General features: G+C 73.9%; 13 protein-coding genes. 7 read left to right on the top strand and 6 right to left on the bottom strand.

Features of this window, described 5'->3' with window-relative positions:
• Positions 1-7: 7 nt before the first annotated feature.
• Positions 8-466: a MarR family winged helix-turn-helix transcriptional regulator gene (locus tag ACLJPY_RS03715; protein ID WP_410586575.1), complete on the bottom strand. Its 459-nt coding sequence runs from the start codon at positions 464-466 to the stop codon at positions 8-10.
• Positions 467-520: 54 nt separating this feature from the next.
• Between ACLJPY_RS03715 and ACLJPY_RS03710 the strand changes: the two genes are divergently transcribed.
• Positions 521-964: a nitroreductase family deazaflavin-dependent oxidoreductase gene (locus ACLJPY_RS03710; RefSeq protein WP_410586574.1), complete on the top strand. Its 444-nt coding sequence runs from the start codon at positions 521-523 to the stop codon at positions 962-964.
• Entirely contained in the window at positions 961-2,160 is a 1,200-nt protein-coding gene (locus tag ACLJPY_RS03705; RefSeq protein WP_410586573.1) for an FAD-dependent oxidoreductase, read from the top strand. Before ACLJPY_RS03710 ends, ACLJPY_RS03705 begins: the two co-directional genes overlap by 4 nt.
• On the opposite strand, the gene ACLJPY_RS03700 is transcribed toward ACLJPY_RS03705, so the two are convergent.
• Positions 2,130-2,591 (bottom strand): SRPBCC family protein, encoded by a 462-nt coding sequence (locus ACLJPY_RS03700; RefSeq protein WP_410586572.1) that lies wholly within the window; start codon positions 2,589-2,591, stop codon positions 2,130-2,132. The genes ACLJPY_RS03705 and ACLJPY_RS03700 overlap by 31 nt on opposite strands.
• An 89-nt stretch (positions 2,592-2,680) precedes the next feature.
• Between ACLJPY_RS03700 and ACLJPY_RS03695 the strand changes: the two genes are divergently transcribed.
• Positions 2,681-3,115, top strand: coding sequence for a DUF4383 domain-containing protein (locus ACLJPY_RS03695; RefSeq protein ID WP_410586571.1), 435 nt, complete (start codon positions 2,681-2,683; stop codon positions 3,113-3,115).
• Here ACLJPY_RS03695 and ACLJPY_RS03690 read toward each other — a convergent pair.
• The gene (locus ACLJPY_RS03690) at positions 3,066-4,295 is read right to left on the bottom strand and encodes a glycosyltransferase 87 family protein (RefSeq protein ID WP_410586570.1); all 1,230 of its coding nucleotides are present in this window, start codon (positions 4,293-4,295) and stop codon (positions 3,066-3,068) included. The genes ACLJPY_RS03695 and ACLJPY_RS03690 overlap by 50 nt on opposite strands.
• Positions 4,296-4,411: 116 nt before the next feature.
• Between ACLJPY_RS03690 and ACLJPY_RS03685 the strand changes: the two genes are divergently transcribed.
• From ACLJPY_RS03685 to ACLJPY_RS03675, 3 genes are read left to right on the top strand one after another with little or no spacing between them, the layout of a single operon-like run.
• Positions 4,412-4,636: a hypothetical protein gene (locus ACLJPY_RS03685; protein WP_410586569.1), complete on the top strand. Its 225-nt coding sequence runs from the start codon at positions 4,412-4,414 to the stop codon at positions 4,634-4,636.
• Between the two features lie 55 nt (positions 4,637-4,691).
• Positions 4,692-5,825 (top strand): acyltransferase family protein, encoded by a 1,134-nt coding sequence (locus ACLJPY_RS03680; RefSeq protein WP_410586568.1) that lies wholly within the window; start codon positions 4,692-4,694, stop codon positions 5,823-5,825.
• A gap of 14 nt (positions 5,826-5,839) precedes the next feature.
• Positions 5,840-7,039, top strand: coding sequence for a cysteine desulfurase-like protein (locus ACLJPY_RS03675; RefSeq protein ID WP_410586567.1), 1,200 nt, complete (start codon positions 5,840-5,842; stop codon positions 7,037-7,039).
• 127 nt (positions 7,040-7,166) lie between these two features.
• Here the strand turns inward: ACLJPY_RS03675 and fusA are convergent, their stop codons facing one another.
• Entirely contained in the window at positions 7,167-9,107 is a 1,941-nt protein-coding gene (gene fusA, locus ACLJPY_RS03670; protein WP_410586566.1) for an elongation factor G, read from the bottom strand.
• A gap of 435 nt (positions 9,108-9,542) precedes the next feature.
• Positions 9,543-11,183, bottom strand: coding sequence for a PucR family transcriptional regulator (locus ACLJPY_RS03665; protein WP_410586565.1), 1,641 nt, complete (start codon positions 11,181-11,183; stop codon positions 9,543-9,545).
• Between the two features lie 334 nt (positions 11,184-11,517).
• On the opposite strand from ACLJPY_RS03665, the gene ACLJPY_RS03660 reads away from it, so the two are divergent.
• Positions 11,518-13,062 carry a hypothetical protein gene (locus ACLJPY_RS03660; RefSeq protein ID WP_410586564.1) on the top strand — a complete coding sequence of 515 codons (1,545 nt, stop codon included), beginning with the start codon at positions 11,518-11,520 and terminating at the stop codon, positions 13,060-13,062.
• A 113-nt stretch (positions 13,063-13,175) separates the two neighbouring features.
• Here ACLJPY_RS03660 and ACLJPY_RS03655 read toward each other — a convergent pair whose 3' ends face one another.
• Complete coding sequence (locus ACLJPY_RS03655) at positions 13,176-16,733, bottom strand: discoidin domain-containing protein (RefSeq protein ID WP_410586563.1); 3,558 nt, start codon at positions 16,731-16,733, stop codon at positions 13,176-13,178.
• Positions 16,734-16,883: the final 150 nt, after the last annotated feature.

Below are 16,883 nucleotides of genomic sequence, written 5' to 3'. Positions count from 1 at the left end.
CGGAACGCTAGCCCGCAGGCGGCGGCTCCGCAGCGTAAGCCCGGATGACCTCCGTGGTGTCGCCGAGGAACCGCGCCACCACCTCCGCCTGCCCCGGTGCCAGGTCGTCCGTCAACCGGGTGATGGCGTCGACGAGCGGGGCCAGCGCCGCCCGGACCTCGGCGCGGGCGGCCTCGCTGACGACGAGGGTGACCCGCCGCCCGTCGCGGGGGTGCGGGTCGCGGCGGACGTGGCCGGCCGCCGCGAGGCGGTCGACCAGCACCGTGGCCGACGCGGAGCGGATCTTCAGCGCGTGCGCGAGGTCGACGGTGCCCATCGGCACGCCGGCCGCCAGGTGCTGCAGCGCCTGCACGTCGGTCGCCCCGAGGCCGAGCCGCCGGGCCAGGGCGACCTGGACGTCGTGGGCCAGGGCGAGCAGCTCCCGCAGGGCGAGGTTCACCCGGAGCGCGACGGGACCGTCTTCCACCCGGCCATTCTAAGGTAGCTAGACAATCTAGCTAGTTTTGCTACGGTGGAACCCGTGGACGTCCGAGCGATGAACGCCGAAATGGCCGCGAAACTGATCGAGGCCCCCGCCGAGCCGCCACCCGAGGGCGGGTACGCCCTGCGGGTGGTCGAGACCCGGGGCCGCCGTTCCGGCGAGCCACGCCGCGTGCCACTGGCCGTCGTCGCCCGCGACGGCGGCCAGTACCTCGTCTCCCCCGTCCGCGACCGCGACTGGGTGGAGAACCTGCTGGCCACGCCGGGGTGCGCGCTGCTGTCCGGCGGCCGTCGCGAGGACCGCCGCGCCGACGAGATCGGCGGCGAGGAGGCGGCCGCGGTGGTCGCCACCTACCTGGCCGCGATGTCGGTGCCGTGGGCGATCCGGGCGTTCCCCGTCCCCCAGGACGCCGGTGCCGGGCAGATCCTCGAGCACCTGCCGGGCATGGCGGTGTTCCGGCTGTCGGCGGCGGACCCGGCATGAGCGTCGCGATCGCCGGCGGCGGCCCCGGCGGTCTGCTGCTCGGCTACCTGCTCGCCCGCGCCGGCGTCGAGGTCACCGTGCTCGAGTCGCGGTCCGACTTCGACCGCGACTTCCGCGGCGACTCCCTGCACCCCTACACCCTCGAACTGCTCGACCGGCTCGGCCTGGCCCGCGACCTGCTCGAACTCGACCACTTCAAGGCCCGCTCGTTCCGCTTCCACACCCCGGACGGCGTCTACCGGGCCGCCGACTACGACCGCCTCCGCACACCGTTCGGCTACGTCGCCCTGATGCCCCAGGTGCGGTTCCTCGACTTCCTCGCCGAGCGGGCGAGCGCGCTGCCGTCGTTCACGCTGCGGACCAACGCCAAGGTCACCGGGCTGCTCGAGGACGACAACGGCACGGTGACCGGCGTTCGCCACCGCGGTGGCGAACTCACCACGTCCGTCGTCGTCGGCGCCGACGGCCGGTTCTCCACCGTGCGCCGCCTGGCCGGGCTCGAAGCGCGGTCGCTCGGCGCGACCACCGACCTGCTCTGGTTCCGGCTGCCCCGCTCCCCCGGCGACCCGCCCGACGCCGACCTCGACCTCTACTTCGGGCGGGACGCCTACGTCGGCGTCCTCGGCGGCGTCCGCGACTGGCAGGTCGGCTACAGCATCGAGAAGGGCTCGTACCCGGCGCTGCGCGAGCGCGGGGTCGAGCCGATCCGGGCCTTCGTGCGCGAGCGCGTGCCGTGGCTGGCCGACCGGGCCCACCTGCTCACCGACTTCTCGCAGACGACGCTGCTGTCGGTGGACATCTCACGCGTGGACCGCTGGCACCGGCCGGGCCTGCTGCTGCTCGGCGACGCCGCGCACGTCATCTCCCCGGTCGGCGGCAACGGCATCCTGATGGCGGTCCAGGACGCCGTCGCCGCGACGAACCGGCTGGTCCCCGCCTTCCGCCGCGGCGGCGCCACGCCCGAGGACCTCGCCGGCGTCCAGGCCGACCGCATCCGCGCGATCGAGCGGGTGCAGGCCGACCAGGTCCGGGTCGAGCGGCGCTCGGCCGCCGCACGGGCCCGCGGCCGCGGCGCCGCGCCCCCGAAGCTGCTCAAGTACCTCTTCGCCGTACCGGCGGTGCGGGCCCGCGGCGCGCGCGGCAACGCCTACGGGCCGTTCCCGCCTCAGCTCGACGTGTCCCTCTTGTCGTCGTAGGACGTCCAGCCGCCCTGCCCCTCGGCGGCCTCGACGTCGGCGTCGGCGGACGCGGCGTGGGTCATCGCGGCCACCGTGCGCTCGAGGCCCTGCTGGACCTCGCCGTCGTCGGCTTCGCGGACGCTGTGCAGCGTCACGGTGATCTCGGAGGAGGTGGGGCTTTCTTCGTTGATGCGCAGCTCGCCGTGGTAGTCGTCGGGTCCCTCCGCGCCCCACTCCAGCGACCGGGTCGCCGGATCGGTGTGCAGCCACGCCTCGCCCGCGACCCGGTGGCCGTGCACCTCGGCCTCGACGTGGACGCTGTCGCCGCCCTTCGGCTCGGCGACCTTCATCTCCGGGAAGTACCGCGGCAGGTTCTCCGGGTGGCTCAGGAACGCGAACAGCTCGTCGGCGGGGATGTCGGCGGTCGCGGTGTGGCGGTACTCGGTCATCGGCTCACTCCTGCTCGGCGGTGGCGAATCATCCCGGGATACCCGGGATGCGGTGCATTAAAAGGGCGCGGGCGGGGAACTCACCCGGTATGACGGCCACCGAACCCGAGGCCCGGGTGCCCCGGCGGGGTCCTGCCCCCGTGCAGGGCTTGGGCATGCTGATCGGCCTGCTGTTCCTCGTCCTCGCCGCGCTGGAGCTGATGGCCGGGTCGGCGACCGGTGGCGGCCGGACGGTGCTCTTCGGCGTGCTGGCCGTGTCCGGGGTGTGGACGCTGGTGCACTTGTTGACCGGCGCCGTCGCGGTGTTCTGCACGCGCTCCTCGCGCTGGGCGGCGCGGTTCCTCCTCGTCGCCGGCGTCTGCTACGCCGTGGTGGGGCTCGCCGGGCTGCTCCCGCTGCCGGCCGCGATCACCGACGTGCTGCCGTGGAACACCGCGAGCATCTGCCTGGACCTCGCACTCGGCACCGCGATGCTCATCCTGGGCGCGGGCTGGCTCCGGCTCGGGCCGGCTCGGCGTCGCTGACGGAGCCGCCGTCACCCGGGAACCGGGCCGGCACGGCCGCGAGCAGCACCGCGAGTCCGAAAAGGACATAACCGTTGCCGGTGAGCTGCTGGACGAAGTTCCACTGCCGTTCGACCTCGCCGCCGCGCGGCCACCACCACTGCGGCCCCGCGACGAAGAGCACCACGCCCGTCCCGGCCAGCAGCACGTGACCCCGTCGCCGCGTACGGCGGGCCAGTTCACCCCAGCCGAGCAGGACCACCACGGCCCAGACCCAGTGGTGGGTCCAGGAGATCGGCGAGACCAGCAGCCCCCCGACCGCGTTCAGCCCGAGCGCGATCGTGGTCTCCCCCGCGGCCAGCGCCCGCCGCACGCCCCACGCCGTCAGCACGAGCACCACCGCCGCCAGCGGCAGCCACCACTCCGTCCGCGCCTCCGGCGGCACGCCCGCCCGGGCCAGCAGCCCGAGCAGCGACTGGTCGCCGGCGTAGGTCGGCTCGCCCACGCGCCCGGTGTCCCAGAGCGCGCCCGTCCAGTACCGCACCGAGTCCGCGCCGGCGAGCAGGAAGCCGAGCGCCGTCGCGGCCAGGAACGTCACGACGGTGGTCACCGCGGCCCGGCCGTCCCGGCGGAGCAGGAAGTACAGCAGGAACACCGCCGGGGTCAGCTTGACCGCGGCGGCGAGGCCGATCAGCAGGCCACGCGGCCACCGCGGGGTGTCCACCAGGACGTCCAGCACGACCAGAGCGAGCAGCAACAGGTCGAGCTGGCCCGCGTACAGGGTGCGCAGCACCGGCTCCAGCACTTCGGCGGCGAGCAGCAGAACCGCCACCCGCCGCCAGTCGCACCGCGCGCCGAGCGCGCGCAACACCGTCACGATGACCACGGCGAGCACCGCGAGGGTGAGCAGGGTCAGCGCGAGACAGGCGGCCCAGTACGGCAGCAGGGCGAGCGGGGCCAGCACGATCGCCGCGAACGGCGGGTAGGTGAAGAGCAGGAGCTGGCCGTCGCCGGTGGGCGGCAACGTCCCGTACAGCGCTTGGCCGTGCAGCAGCGCCGTCGAGCCGAGCCGGTAGACGTCGAGGTCCACGCGGTAGGCCGGGAAGCGCCACCGGCCGCCGTTGTACGACACGAGCACCACCACCAGCACGAGCAGCTGCGCCCCGAGCAGCACGTACCTGTTTCCCAGCCTGCCCCGCACCCCTGGCCCCCTCCGCCTCGTCACGGGCATTCTGTCGGGTCCCCGGCCGGTGACCATCCGGGAAACCCCCCGATACGACCCGGAAAACCGGTTGCCGCCCGTGCCACCCTTGGCGCATGGGGACTCCGGACGGCTTCGCCTACCGCGACGAGCGCGGCACGGTGACGATCACCCACCACGGCCGTCCCGCCGGCACGCTGCGCGGTGCCGCCGCCGCGCGGTTCCTGGCCGCGGTCGCGCGGGGTGCGGACCAGCAGCTGCTGATGGCCCGTGTCACCGGGAACTACAAGCACGGCAACGAACGCCGGGCGCGCGAGCACCCGCGCAACCGCGGACGCTGAGTTTTTCGGCCGTTGGGCCCAGTGTGCGCGGCCGGATGGGCTAGCATCCGGTTCCGTGCCGATCTCGTCAAAAGTTCACGCCAACCCCAACACCGGCTTCGCGTGGCTGCGGATGATCGGCGCGATCACGGTGATCGTCGACCACAGCATGCCCCTGCTGCACCCGCAGCGGCTGACGATCTTCCCCGCGTCCTGGCACATGTCCCCCGGCTACATCGCGCTGATGGGCTTCTTCGCGATGAGCGGCTACCAGATCCAGGACAGCTGGGCGCGCGACCCGTCGTGGTGGCGGTTCGCCGCGCGGCGGCTGCTGCGGATCATGCCGCCGCTGGTCGTGGTGGTGCTGGTGACGGTGTTCGTGCTCGGCCCGCTGGTCACGACGTGGCCGGCGCACGACTACTGGACGCACATCCAGACCTGGCGCTACCTGGTCGGCACCATCGTGCTCTTCTACCTGCAGCACCAGCTGCCCGGGGTGTTCACCGGCAACCCGTACCCGTTCTCGGTCAACGGCGCGATCTGGACGCTGCCGATGGAACTGCTCGGCTACGGGCTGGTCCTGGTGGCCGGGGTGGTCGTGCTGCTCGGCGTGCCGCGCTGGTTCCTGCTGCTCGTCCTCGGCGGCATGGTCTACACCGACAGCGTGCTGCGGGCGACGTTCGAATACCACGGCGCGGGCGGATCGCTGCTGGTCGTGCCCATCGGCTCGACGGTGTCGTTCCTCGTGCCGTTCGTGCTCGGGGTGGTGCTGCACGCCTACCGCGACCGCATCCCCCTCAAACCGTGGGTGGCGCTGGTGCTGTTCGGCGCCTACCTCGGGCTGAGCCAGACCCCGGCGAGCCGGTACGCGCTGGCGCTCAGCGCGGCGTACGGGGCCATCACGCTGGCGATGCACTGGCCGCGGTGGCTGGAAGCCGGCGCCCCGCACGTCCACGGCAGCTACGGCACCTACATCTGGGGTTTCCCGATCCAGCAGCTGTTCATCCTCGCCGGTGTGCGGCAGGTGTGGCTGCTGATCCTGCTGGCCGTGCCGGCCGCCTACGTCGCCGGCCGGCTGTCCTGGACCTGCGTCGAAAAGCCGACGCAGCGGCTGCGCCGGCACCTGCGGCCGCCCGCGCCGGTCCGGCGGCCGGTGGCGGCGCCCCCGCAGCTGCCGGTCACCGCGGCCGCCCCGCTGCGCCGGAGTTGAGGCATCCTGGCCTGGTGACCTACGACGTGCAGAAGATCCGCGCGCACTTCCCCGCCCTCGACGGCGGCGCAGCCCACTTCGACGGACCGGGCGGCTCGCAGGTCCCCGACGTCGTCGGCGAAGCGGTGGCCGGCACGCTGTGCGCGGCGATCGCCAACCGCGGCGTCGTCACGGCGGCCGAGCGCCGGGCGAGCGCGGTCGTCGCCGAAGCCCGCCAAGCCGTCGCCGACCTGCTCGCCGCCGACCCGGCGGGCGTCGTCTTCGGCCGCAGCATGACGCAGCTGACCTACGACTTCTCCCGCACCCTGGCCCAGAAGTGGGGCCCGGGCGACGAAGTCGTGGTGACCCGGCTCGACCACGACGCCAACATCCGGCCGTGGGTCCAGGCCGCGGCCGCGGCGGGCGCCACCGTCCGCTGGGCGGACTTCGACCCGGCCACCGGCGAACTGCCACCGCTCGGCGGCCTGCTGTCGGAGCGGACGCGGCTGGTCGCGGTGACGGCGGCGTCGAACCTGCTGGGCACCCGCCCGGACATCCCGTCGATCGCAGCGGAGGTCCACACGGCGGGCGCGCTGCTGTACGTCGACGGCGTCCACCTGACCCCGCACGCGGCGGTCGACGTCACGGCGCTCGGGGCGGACTTCTACGCGTGCTCGCCGTACAAGTTCCTCGGCCCGCACCTCGGCGTGGTCGCGGCGGCGCCGGCGTTGCTCGAGACGCTGCACCCGGACAAGCTACTGCCCTCTACCAACGCCGTCCCCGAGCGCTTCGAGCTGGGCACGCTCCCGTACGAGCTGCTCGCGGGAACTACGGCGGCGATCGACTTCCTGGCCGGGCTCACACCGGGCACGGGCTCCCGCCGGGAGCGGCTCCTCGCGTCGATGGCGGCGTTGGAGGCGCACGAGGAGACGCTGCTCGCCCGGCTGGACGCCGGGTTGGCTTCACTGCCGGGAGTGACGCGGTACGGGGCGCCGGGGAGGCGGCGGACGCCGACGGTGCTGTTCTCGGTGGCGGGTGTGCCTGCGCAGGCGGTGTACGAGCACCTCGGCGCGGCCGGGGTCAACGCGCCGGCGGGGAGTTTTTACGCGATCGAGTGTTCGCGGCACCTGGGACTGGGCGACACGGGGGCCGTGCGGGCGGGGATAGCGCCGTACACGACGGAGGAGGACGTGGACCGGCTGCTGGCCGGGGTCGCTTCTCTTGCCCGCGGCTGACGTGAGCGATCGAGGTGGCCGCGGTCCCGGCACGCCCGGTCCCGGCGACTTTCGTGGCCTTCGTGGGTGGTAGGCGGGCGCCAACCCGCCTACCACCCACGAACCGCTCCGGCGGGCCATCCTCACCTCACGGTGCCGGGGCGAACCCCGCCGGGCGTGCGGTGAACGTGCCCCGTCCCTGCGTCCGGCTCCTCAGCCGGTTGGCGTAGCCGAACAGCTCCGCCACCGGGACCGTGGCCGTCACCACCGCCGTGCCGGACCGGACGGCCGAGCCCGCCACCCGGCCGCGGCGGGCGGCCAGGTCGCCGAGCACGCTGCCGACCGCGTCGGCCGGGACCGTCACCGCCACCTCCGCCACCGGTTCGAGCAGCCGGAGCACCGACGAGCGCAGTGCTTCCCGCAGCCCGAGGCGGCCCGCCGTGCGGAACGCCAGGTCCGACGAGTCCTTCGGGTGCGTGGCCCCGTCGGTCAGCGTCACGCGCAAGCCGGTCACCGGGTGCCCGCCCAGCGGCCCTTCGGCCAACGCGTCCCGGCAGCCGGCCTCGACCGCGCGGACGTACTCGCGCGGCACCCGGCCGCCGACGACGGCCGAGGCGAACTCGAAGCCCTCGGCCGCCGGGGCCACGTCCAGGACCACGTGGGCGAACTGGCCCGCGCCGCCGTCCTGCTTGACGTGCCGGTAGACCAGCCCGCTCACACCGGTGACCACCGTCTCGCGGTACGCCACCGACGGACGGCCCACCGCGACCGCCAGGCCGCGGTCCCGCCGCAGCTTCTCCACCGCCACCTCCAGGTGCAGCTCGCCCAGGCCGGACAGCAACGTCTGCCCGGTTTCCGCGTCGACCCGCACGACCAGCGACGGGTCCTCCTCGGCCAGCCGCGCCAACGCCGTCGTCAGCCGCTCGCCGTCGCCCGCGCGCCGGGGTTCGACGGCCACCGAGACCACCGGCTCCGCCGTCACCGGCGGTTCCAGCAGCACCGGGTCGGCGGGCGCGCAGAGCGTCGCGCCGACGCGGGCCGCCTTCGGGCCGGCCACCGCGACGATGTCGCCGGCCACCGCACTGTCCACTTCGGAATGCCGGTCGGCCTGCACGCGCAACACGCGTGCGACGCGTTCCGTGCGTCCCGCCTCCGAAACCTGGTCCCCCTTCCGCAGTGTTCCCGAGTACAGCCGCAGGTACGTCAGCCGGCCCGTGGCCGCGGAGACGACCTTGAACACCAGCGCGGCCAGCGGCGCGGCCGGGTCGGCGGGCCGGTCGGGCCGCACCGGCGGGACGTCGGCCGGCGACGGCAGGTACGCGACGACGGCGTCGAGCAGCGGCTCGATCCCGCGGTCGCGGTAGGCCGCGCCGCACAGCACGACGAGCCCGTCGCCGCTGAGGGTGAGCTCCCGCAGCGCCTTCTCCAGCGTCTCCGCCGAAATCGTGCCGGTGGCGCAGAACTCGTCGAGCGCCACGGGGTGCAGCTCGGCGACGGCCTCCTCCAGCACGCGACGGCGTCGCCGCGCCTCGGCCGAGGCGTCCGCCGGCAAGCGCACCAGGTCGACGACGCCGGTGAAGCCGTCCTCGCGCCCGATCGGCAGCTGCACGACCAGCGGCGCCGGGTGCAGCCGCGCCCGGATCGAGGCGACGGCGGCGTCGAGGTCGGCACCCGCGCGGTCGAGCTTGTTGACGAACGCGATCCGCGGCACGCCGTGCCGGTCCGCCTGCCGCCACACGGTTTCGCTCTGCGGTTCGACCCCGGCGACGGCGTCGAACACGGCGACGGCGCCGTCGAGCACCCGCAGCGACCGCTCGACCTCGGCGGTGAAGTCGACGTGGCCGGGCGTGTCGATGAGGGTGAGCCGGTGGCCGGCCCACGTGCAGCTGACGGCCGCGGCGAAGATGGTGATGCCGCGGTCGCGCTCCTGCGGGTCGAAGTCGGTGACGGTGGTGCCGTCGTGGACCTCACCGGTCTTGTGCGTGGCGCCGGTGCGGTGGAGGACCCGTTCGGTGACGGTGGTCTTGCCCGCGTCGACGTGGGCGAGGATGCCCAGGTTGCGGACGGTGGTCAGGGGTTGGTTGCGCACAGCCGTGTCCTTTGTGGACGAAGTGACCGGGACGGCGCGATTCCCCCGCGACGGGTCTTTCAGGAACGCGTCACGGAGTCCGGTGCGAGCCGCGCGGCAGGCACCGAGGACGCGAAGACACCAGGATCACCTCGGACCGCGACCGGGAAGCGGCAGCAATGCGGTGACGCACGGCCGGCTCCCTTCGTTCGACGCGGCGGACAGGTTCCGGGGAAGGTTAGCGACCCCCGCCCCACCGGCCAACGCATTTTCCACAGCCACCGCCCATGCCCGCCGGGGCGTCTCGCGTGATCGGACGGGCATCTCGCGTGATTGGCGGGGCATCACCCGTGATTGGACGGGCATCGGGCTGATGCCCCTCCGATCACGTGTGTGTCCCGTCCAGTCACGGGTGTGTCCCCTCTGGACACGCGTGATGCCCTTTTCCGCACGGGGTCAGGTGGCGGGCGGGGCCACTACGCGGAGCTGGAGCATGGCCGCGAACCTCGCCTCCGGGTCCGTCATGTCGAAGCCGCCCACTTCGGCGAGGCGGCGGAGGCGGTAGCGGAAGGTGTTCGGGTGCACGTGGACCGCCGCCGAGGCCGCGATGACGTCGCCGAACGCGTCGAGCCAGGCCCGCAGCGTCTCGACGAGGTGGGCGTGGTGCTGCGTGTCGTAGTCGAGGAGGCGGGCGACCGGGCCCGTCGGGCGGTCGCCGCGCGCGGCGACCAGGTCCTGCAGCTCCAGCAGCAGGGCCTCGACGTGCACGTCGGCCAGCAGCGCGACGCGGCGGCCCGCGCCGCTGCCCGAACGCAGGACCCGCAACGCCCGGTCCGCGCTGCCGCGGGCTTCCGGCAGCTCCGCCGCGCTGCGCGCCACCGGGCCGATGCCCACCACCGCCCGGACGCGGTCGCCGACCCGGTCCAGGAAGTCGGTGGCGATCCGCAGGGCCCGTTGTTCGGCACCGGTGTCGCGGGTGACCGGCACCAGCCCGTACGCCGTGTCGCCGACGAGCGCCGCGGCGCAGCGCGGGTGCACCGCGCTCAGGTGCATCGCCAGGCCGTCGCTGAGGCGCTGCCGGTCGGCGGCGAGCTCGGCGTCGGCCGCGCCGGTCTCGAGCACCGCCAGCGCCAGCACGACGACCGGCTGGTCGGCCAGGCCGAGCCGGCTCAGCGCCTCGCGCGCGGCGGCTCCGCCTTCGAGGGCCGTGCTCAGCAGGTCCGCACGCAGCCGCCGTTCGACGTCGGCGCCGGCCCGGACGCGCAGCAGGTGCAACGCCACCAGGCGGGCCGCGTCGCAGAGCGCCTGCGTCCGGTCGGGGGTGAGCGGGCCGCTCACGGCGGCCCAGATCGAGCCGAGGATCTCGTCACCCGCCCGCACCGCGACCGCGACGCGGGGCACCCGGAACCCCTCGGGGCTCTCCGGCGGCCGGTCGACGTAGACCGGCTGATCGCTGCGGTAGAGCTCGCGGAACACCCCGCGCTCGGCGAGCATCCGGGCGAAGCGCTCGGGCACCTGCCGCCCCAGGATGGTCTCGACGCGCGAGGGGTCGGCTTCGTCCTGGCGTCCGGAGAACGCCAGGACGCGCGACCGGCGGTCCTCGATGGTGACGGGCGCGTCGATCAGCGCGGCGATCGCGTTCGCCACGGCGAACAGGTCACCCGACGGCAGCCCGGCCAGGGTCTCCGGCTGGGCGTCGCCGACGTCGCCTTCGGCCAGCAGCGACCGCAGCATCGCGGCGAGCTGCGCCCACGACGCACCCCGCGTCAGGCTCAGCAGGGCGACGCCGGTCTCCTCGACGGCCGCGGTGACGGCCGGGGTGACGGTGACCGGGGCGCGCACCACGAGCGCGGCCGCGTCGTGGCGGGCGAGGGTTTTCAGCTGCCGGACCACCTCGTCGGAGCCGGCGAGGCCGACGCCGAGCACCAGGGCGTTCTGCGGCAGGGCGGGTTCGTCCAGGGGATCGTGGATGGCGACGCCGCCGATGCCGCCCGGGCGGTCGCCGTCCCCGAGCACCAGGTCCAAGAGCGTGCCGCCCAGGTCGTCGAGGACACGGCCGAGGCCGGCCCGCGGGCGCAGGTTCACGGAAACGAGCACCTCCCGAAACTAGGCGCGACACCGTCAGCTTAGTTCGTCGTCGCGGACGAAACCAGCATCCGAGTTGGTCGCGGGCGACGAATTCCTCCCACCAGGGGATGATCCGGAAGGAGGTGTCGCCGAGTCCGCGGAAGAACCCGCGCCGCGAACCGACGGCGAATTCCGGCTCGTTCTCGTACGAGCTGTGCCGCTGGGTCTCCCAGACGTAGAGCGGGACGGCGGCGGGCACGTCCGGCTCCCGGCGGAGCTGCTCGGTGACGAGGACGACCCGGTCGTGCCCGCCGCCGGCGGGTGGCGCCGCGGACAGGTCCGTGGCGTGCCAGCGGATCAGCGCGTGCAGCGGGGACTCACCGGGCTCGAGCGGGAACCGCCCGCCGCCGAGGAGGACGACGTCGGCGTGGTCGCAGCGCTGCGCGAGGGCGATACCGAAGACGATCCGGGTGTCGCTGCCCGGTTCGACGGCGACGAGGGTCCGCCCGCGCAGCCGCGGAACGGCACCGAGACTGTGCCGCGCCCCGGCCGCGAGGACGGCCTCCCACCGCCGGCTGTCGACCCCGCCCCACGCCGCGGCGAACGACATCGGCCCCAGCCCGGACGCCCGCACTTCGGCGGGATCGCCGATCCGCGCGGCGATGGCCATGGCGGTTTCGAACCCGATCCCGGCGGCGTCGAACCGGCGCAGGTGGGCGAGCAGGGTGGCGAGGGGCAGGTGCGGGATCAGCGGTTCCAGCCGGGCGAGGCCACCGGGCTCGGCCAGGAGGTCGACGAGCGGGAGGGCGGCGAGGAGGGTGGCGGCTTGCTCGCCGGTGCCGGCGCGACGGAGCTCGGCGAGCCGACGGCCGGGTGGTGGGTGGCCGGAGCGGGCTCGGAGGCCTGCGACGAGGTGCAGCGGACCGGCGAGCGTTTCGTAGGCGGCGGAAGCCTGCTCCCCTGTCACGGCGCTCGCGGACACCGGTCCGATCGGCAGCTCAGCGACCGCTTCGCAGGCGACGGAAGCCTGCCTCCCCGTCACAGCGCTAGCGGACACCGGTTCGATCGGCAACCCGGCGAGCGCCGCCGCAACCCCTTCAGCCTGCCCCGCACCGTCAGCCACCGCTCCCCGCTGCCCCGGCCCGGTGCTCAGCACCAGTTCGGCCGGGGTCGCCAGCCCGGCGCTCAGCACCGGTTCGGAAGCAGCACCGGCCCAGCTTCGCAGCAGCGGCAACGTTCCAGGAACCACCCGGACCCTCCCGTGCCGCCGAGCCAGGACGTACCGGAACAGGTCCCCCTGCGCCTGGTCGCGGGCCCGGGGGTGCGCCAGCCTGATCACCTCACCGAACCGCAGGGGCCGGGGTGTGCCGATACCTCCGTGCCTCGGCAGGTCGGCGCGGGTGAAGCCCAGCTCGAAGTGGTGGCCGGCGTCGTCGTAGGCCAGCACCGCCGGCTCGTCGTACAGGCGGGTCACCGCGTCGGCCACTCCGCGCTTCACCGGCTTGGGCAGCGGTCCGTACGCCGCCGACCAGTACGCCAGCAGGTGGCCCGGGTCGTCCGCGCGGCACAGCACCGAGGCGATCACCTGCCGCGACAGCCCGTGCTCGCCCCGCTCCAGCCGCCCGGCCACGAACGCCGCCGCGCCGGCCAACGCCGGGTAGCGCATCGGGGTCGCCGTCCGGAGCCAGTGCAGGAAACCCGGTGCCCACGCCGGATCCGCCTCCCGCAGCAACGCGACGTACCGCTCCCGCGCCGGACGGGGCCAGGCGAAGAACGCGTCCTGGTAGGCCGCCCGCGCCAGCACCGTCCGGTACAGCTCCTCCCGCACGCGCCCCTCCCCCGATCCGGACCGCGGGCGAGGAGAACCGAGACCCGGATCGGCTCCGGGCTGGTCGTCGGCGGACGGTGAGGGGAGCACGTGACACCCCTCCACTCGCTCCGGATCGCGACCCACAGCCACGCACCGGAACTCCTCGCCCGCGGTCCCCGCGAGCGTAGCGGCGAGGACCGACAAAACCACGCCTAGATCAGCTTCGCCGCCACGTTGTACGCCTCCACCAGCAGCTTCGCGTTCGGCACCCGCCGCCGCGGCTCGACGTGGACCGTGCGGCTCTCCCCCGGCAGCAACCAGAAGTAGTTGTCGCCGTAGCGGGTCGGCAGCACGCGGTCGGTGCCGTTGCGTTCGCGCAGGGACAGCCGGATCATCGCCGCGACCGTGCGCCCGTCGTTGCGGATCGTCGCGGTGTAGGCGTCGCCGTCGGCGCGCAGGGACGTGGTCAGGCGCGCGCCCGGGAGCTGGTTCAGCGCGCGCATCGCCGCGTCCGTCCGGTAGCGCCAGTACGTGTTCTCCGACAGCACCGCGCCGCGGCCGTCGGTCAGGGTCAGCCGGAGCAGGTGGAGGTCCGGCAGGCCGTCGGCGAACGGGACCGTGAACGCGGCCGCGGCGGAAATCGGGGCCACGTCGAGCTTCTGCTGCTGGGTCTGGCCGAGCGCCGTCCCGTCGAGGCCGTACAGCCGGGCGGTGGCGGTGACGCCGGTCAGCGCACCCGGCGTGTGGTTGACCACCCGCACCTGCCACGTCGTCAGGTCGGCCTGGACGTGCCGGGCCTCGCAGCCCTTGCGCGCGCCGTAGTAGCTGCCGTTGACGTCGAGGTCGTAGTCGTAGGTCTGCCACACCGTGCTGTGCCAGGCCGGGTGCGACATCCACAGCAGCACGCCGGTGGCGTCGGACCACAGTTTCGCGTTCCACGCCTCGAAGATCGCGCGCATGCTTTCGTAGTTGACGAACTGCGCCTTGCGGCAGAACTCGGCCAGGCTCGTCGACGGCGCCAGCCGTGCGTCGATCGCCGCGAGGTAGCTCTGCGGCGACTGGTTGCCGCCGGTGGACCAGTCGTGCAGGAACCACGGCGCGCCGATCGGCCAGCCCGGGTCGTCCGGGCCGACCAGGTTGCGCATGCTCTCCACGACCGACACCGTCGGCAGCCCGATCTCGCTCCAGAACCCGTACTTCCCGCCGGTCGCCTCCCCGGTGAAGTACCGCTTCGGGTCCTGCCAGTAGTAGGGCCCGTCGCCGGTGATCACGCCGCCGGCCGAGTTGCCCTGGTAGAGCAGGTCGGTGTTCGTGTGGACGATCTCGCGAAGCGCGTTGTCGATGACGGCCGGCGGGGTGCCCTCGTTGCAGCCGAACCACACGGTCGCGCACGCGTGGTGGCGGTAGCGCAGCACCGTGTCCTTCGCCTGCGCGAGGAAGGTGTCGTGGTTGGCCGGGTCGGTCGACCAGCCGTCCCAGAACTCGTTCCACAGCAGGATGCCGTACTTGTCGCAGGCGTCGAACAGCTCCTGCCGGTACGACGAGCCGACCCAGTTGCGGATCAGGGTGAAGTTCATGTCGCGGTGCATCGCGACGACGGCGTCGGTGCGCTCGGCGGGCATCCGGCGCAGCAGCTCGTCCCAGCCCCAGCTGCCGCCGCGGGCGAAGATCTTGACGCCGTTGACGAGGAACGTCAGCGGCTTCGGGCTGTTGTCCACCGACGCGACGCCGGTCCAGGTGTCGCCGTCCTGCGACACCTGGATCTCGAAGGTCGCCGCGTACGCGGTTTCCCAGGTGAGCACGACGCGGTCGAACGCCGTCGGGGCGCCGAGGTCCACCTGCAGCCACTGGTCGTCGCGGTATTCGGACGTCCAGCGCGTGTTCGGGTCGCCGTCGAAGGCGCGCTCGGGCGGGTTGCCGTCGGCCACCGACTGCGCCGACGCGGGCTTGCCCTGGGCCAGGTCGGGGCCCGAGCCGTTCTGCACGGACATCGTCCAGAGCGAGAAACCCCAGCTGGTGGCGCGCCGCAGGCCGTGCATCCGGACGAACCGGGCGTTCTGCGGGGCGAGGTCGACGGTCTGGGTGGCCCGGCTGTCGGAGATGACGATGGGCTGGTCGTACTGGTAGCCGATCTCGCGCAGGCCGATCCGGACGGTCCGGCGGTCGCTCGTCGTGGCGCCGATCGCCGCGGTCAGCGTCAGGTCGTACAGGGTCGGGTCGCCGTAGCCGTTGGGCCACCAGAGCCCGGCGTTCTCGATCCGCTGCTCCGGGAACACGACGTCGGCGCTCTGCCCGGCCGGGACGGTGACCGTGCTCGTCACGTTCACCGGGCCGAAGGCGGCGGTGACCTTGACGCGCTGGGCGGTCGCGGCGGCGTTGCGCACCGGAACGGTGAGCGTCACCGCTGCGGTCCGGCCGTCGGGGACCTTGGTGTCGACGCGGACGTCGCCGAGCACGGCGGCGCCGGTCGAGCGCAGCCGCACGTGGTCCCACAGGCCGGCCGCGCGGTCGCGCACCGCCGGCATCCAGTCCCAGCCGGAGACGGCGAGGTAGGTCGGCGAGTTGTCGAACATCGTGCCGCCCGCGTCGACCCAGGAGCTGCCGTTCGCGCCCTTGTCGCCGGGGCTGCCGGGCCGCGGCACCGGCGCGATCTTCACGGCGAGGACCTGCTCGCCGGTCCGCCGGAGCGCGGCCGTGACGTCGTGGACACCGCGGCCGAACGGGTGGCTCTGGGTGGCGATCGCGGCGCCGTTGAGCCAGATCTGCGCTTCGTGGTTGACACCGTCGAACTCGAGCCAGACGTGCCGGCCGGGCGAGGTGTCCAGGCCGCGCGGCAGGGTGAAGCGGCGGCGGTACCACCACGCGTGCCGGGAAAGCGCTTCCGGGACGTGCAGGTTGTTCATCCCGGCCACCGGATCGGGCAGCTGCCCCTGCTCGACGAGCGAGGCCAGCACGGTGCCGGGCACGGTCGCCGGCAGCCAGCCCCGGGTGTCCACGGCGGCGGACGAGAGCGCCTTGCCGTCGCCGGCCGGCGCCCAGTCGTCCATGGTGAGCACCCAGCCCGACTCGAGCGGCACCGTGCCGTCGGCCGCCACGGCCAGCGGAGCCGGGTCGTCGTTCGGGCGGACCGGGAAGCTCGTCCAGCCGCGGACGGCGGGGCGGGCCTCGCGGCTGGTGCCGAAGACCTGGAAGCCGTTGAGGCCCAAGGGGTTGCTCGTCGAGCGGCGGCTCGCGGAGAACCGGACCCAGCGCGCGGTGACGGCCACCGGGATCGTGACGACACCGCCGGTGCCGGCGTCGGTGTGGTACACCGTGCGCCAGGCCTTCCCGTCGCCGGAGACGTCGAGGTCGAACGCCGTGGCGTAGCTGGACTGGATCTCGAAGCCGCTGGTCCGGGACCGGGAGGCACCGGCGTCGAAGGCCGGGTCGCCGGGCTGGGCCTCGAACGTGAGGACCACCGACTCGATGGCGCAGGAGGCCTGCAGGTCGACGACGATCCACTGGCCGTCGCCCTGGGCGGCCCGCCAGCCGGAACCGCGCACGCCGACCTGGGCGAGGCCGTCGACGGCGAACTCGGCCGGGGTGGCGGCGTAGCCGGTCGAGGAGACCTGGACCGGCCGGAACAGGGCGAGGTCGCTCTTGCGGGTCTCGGGCGCGGCCTGGGCGACGCCGGGCAGGACGGCCGCCAGGCCGAACCCGGCCAGCAGCCCGGTGCCGGCCGCCAGGACGTGCCGTCGCGACACGGCGGTCACCTGGTTCTCCTCCGCCATGCGGACTCCGTTCTCGAAGCGGCGGCCGGGACCTGGCGGGGCGGGGCGCCGTGGGGCTGACAACGTTGCCAGGAAGCTTCCGCCGCGGTCGCCGACACCGTCAAGAAGACAAGGAGGACAAGAAACCGGCGCGCTGACATCGATGTCGAG

This window comes from Amycolatopsis sp. lyj-23 (assembly GCF_046549135.1).
Lineage (GTDB): Bacteria > Actinomycetota > Actinomycetes > Mycobacteriales > Pseudonocardiaceae > Amycolatopsis.
Note: the sequence above shows the minus strand (reverse complement) of the source record. Positions and strands in the feature narration are given on the sequence as shown.

What these genes read in the sequence shown, in the direction of transcription:
- ACLJPY_RS03705 (WP_410586573.1), top strand. Translation starts at nt 961, where the DNA reads ATGAGCGTCGCGATCGCCGGCGGCGGCCCCGGCGGTCTGCTGCTCGGC.
- ACLJPY_RS03700 (WP_410586572.1), bottom strand. Translation starts at nt 2,591, where the DNA reads ATGACCGAGTACCGCCACACCGCGACCGCCGACATCCCCGCCGACGAG.
- ACLJPY_RS03695 (WP_410586571.1), top strand. Translation starts at nt 2,681, where the DNA reads ATGACGGCCACCGAACCCGAGGCCCGGGTGCCCCGGCGGGGTCCTGCC.
- ACLJPY_RS03685 (WP_410586569.1), top strand. Translation starts at nt 4,412, where the DNA reads ATGGGGACTCCGGACGGCTTCGCCTACCGCGACGAGCGCGGCACGGTG.
- ACLJPY_RS03655 (WP_410586563.1), bottom strand. Translation starts at nt 16,733, where the DNA reads ATGGCGGAGGAGAACCAGGTGACCGCCGTGTCGCGACGGCACGTCCTG.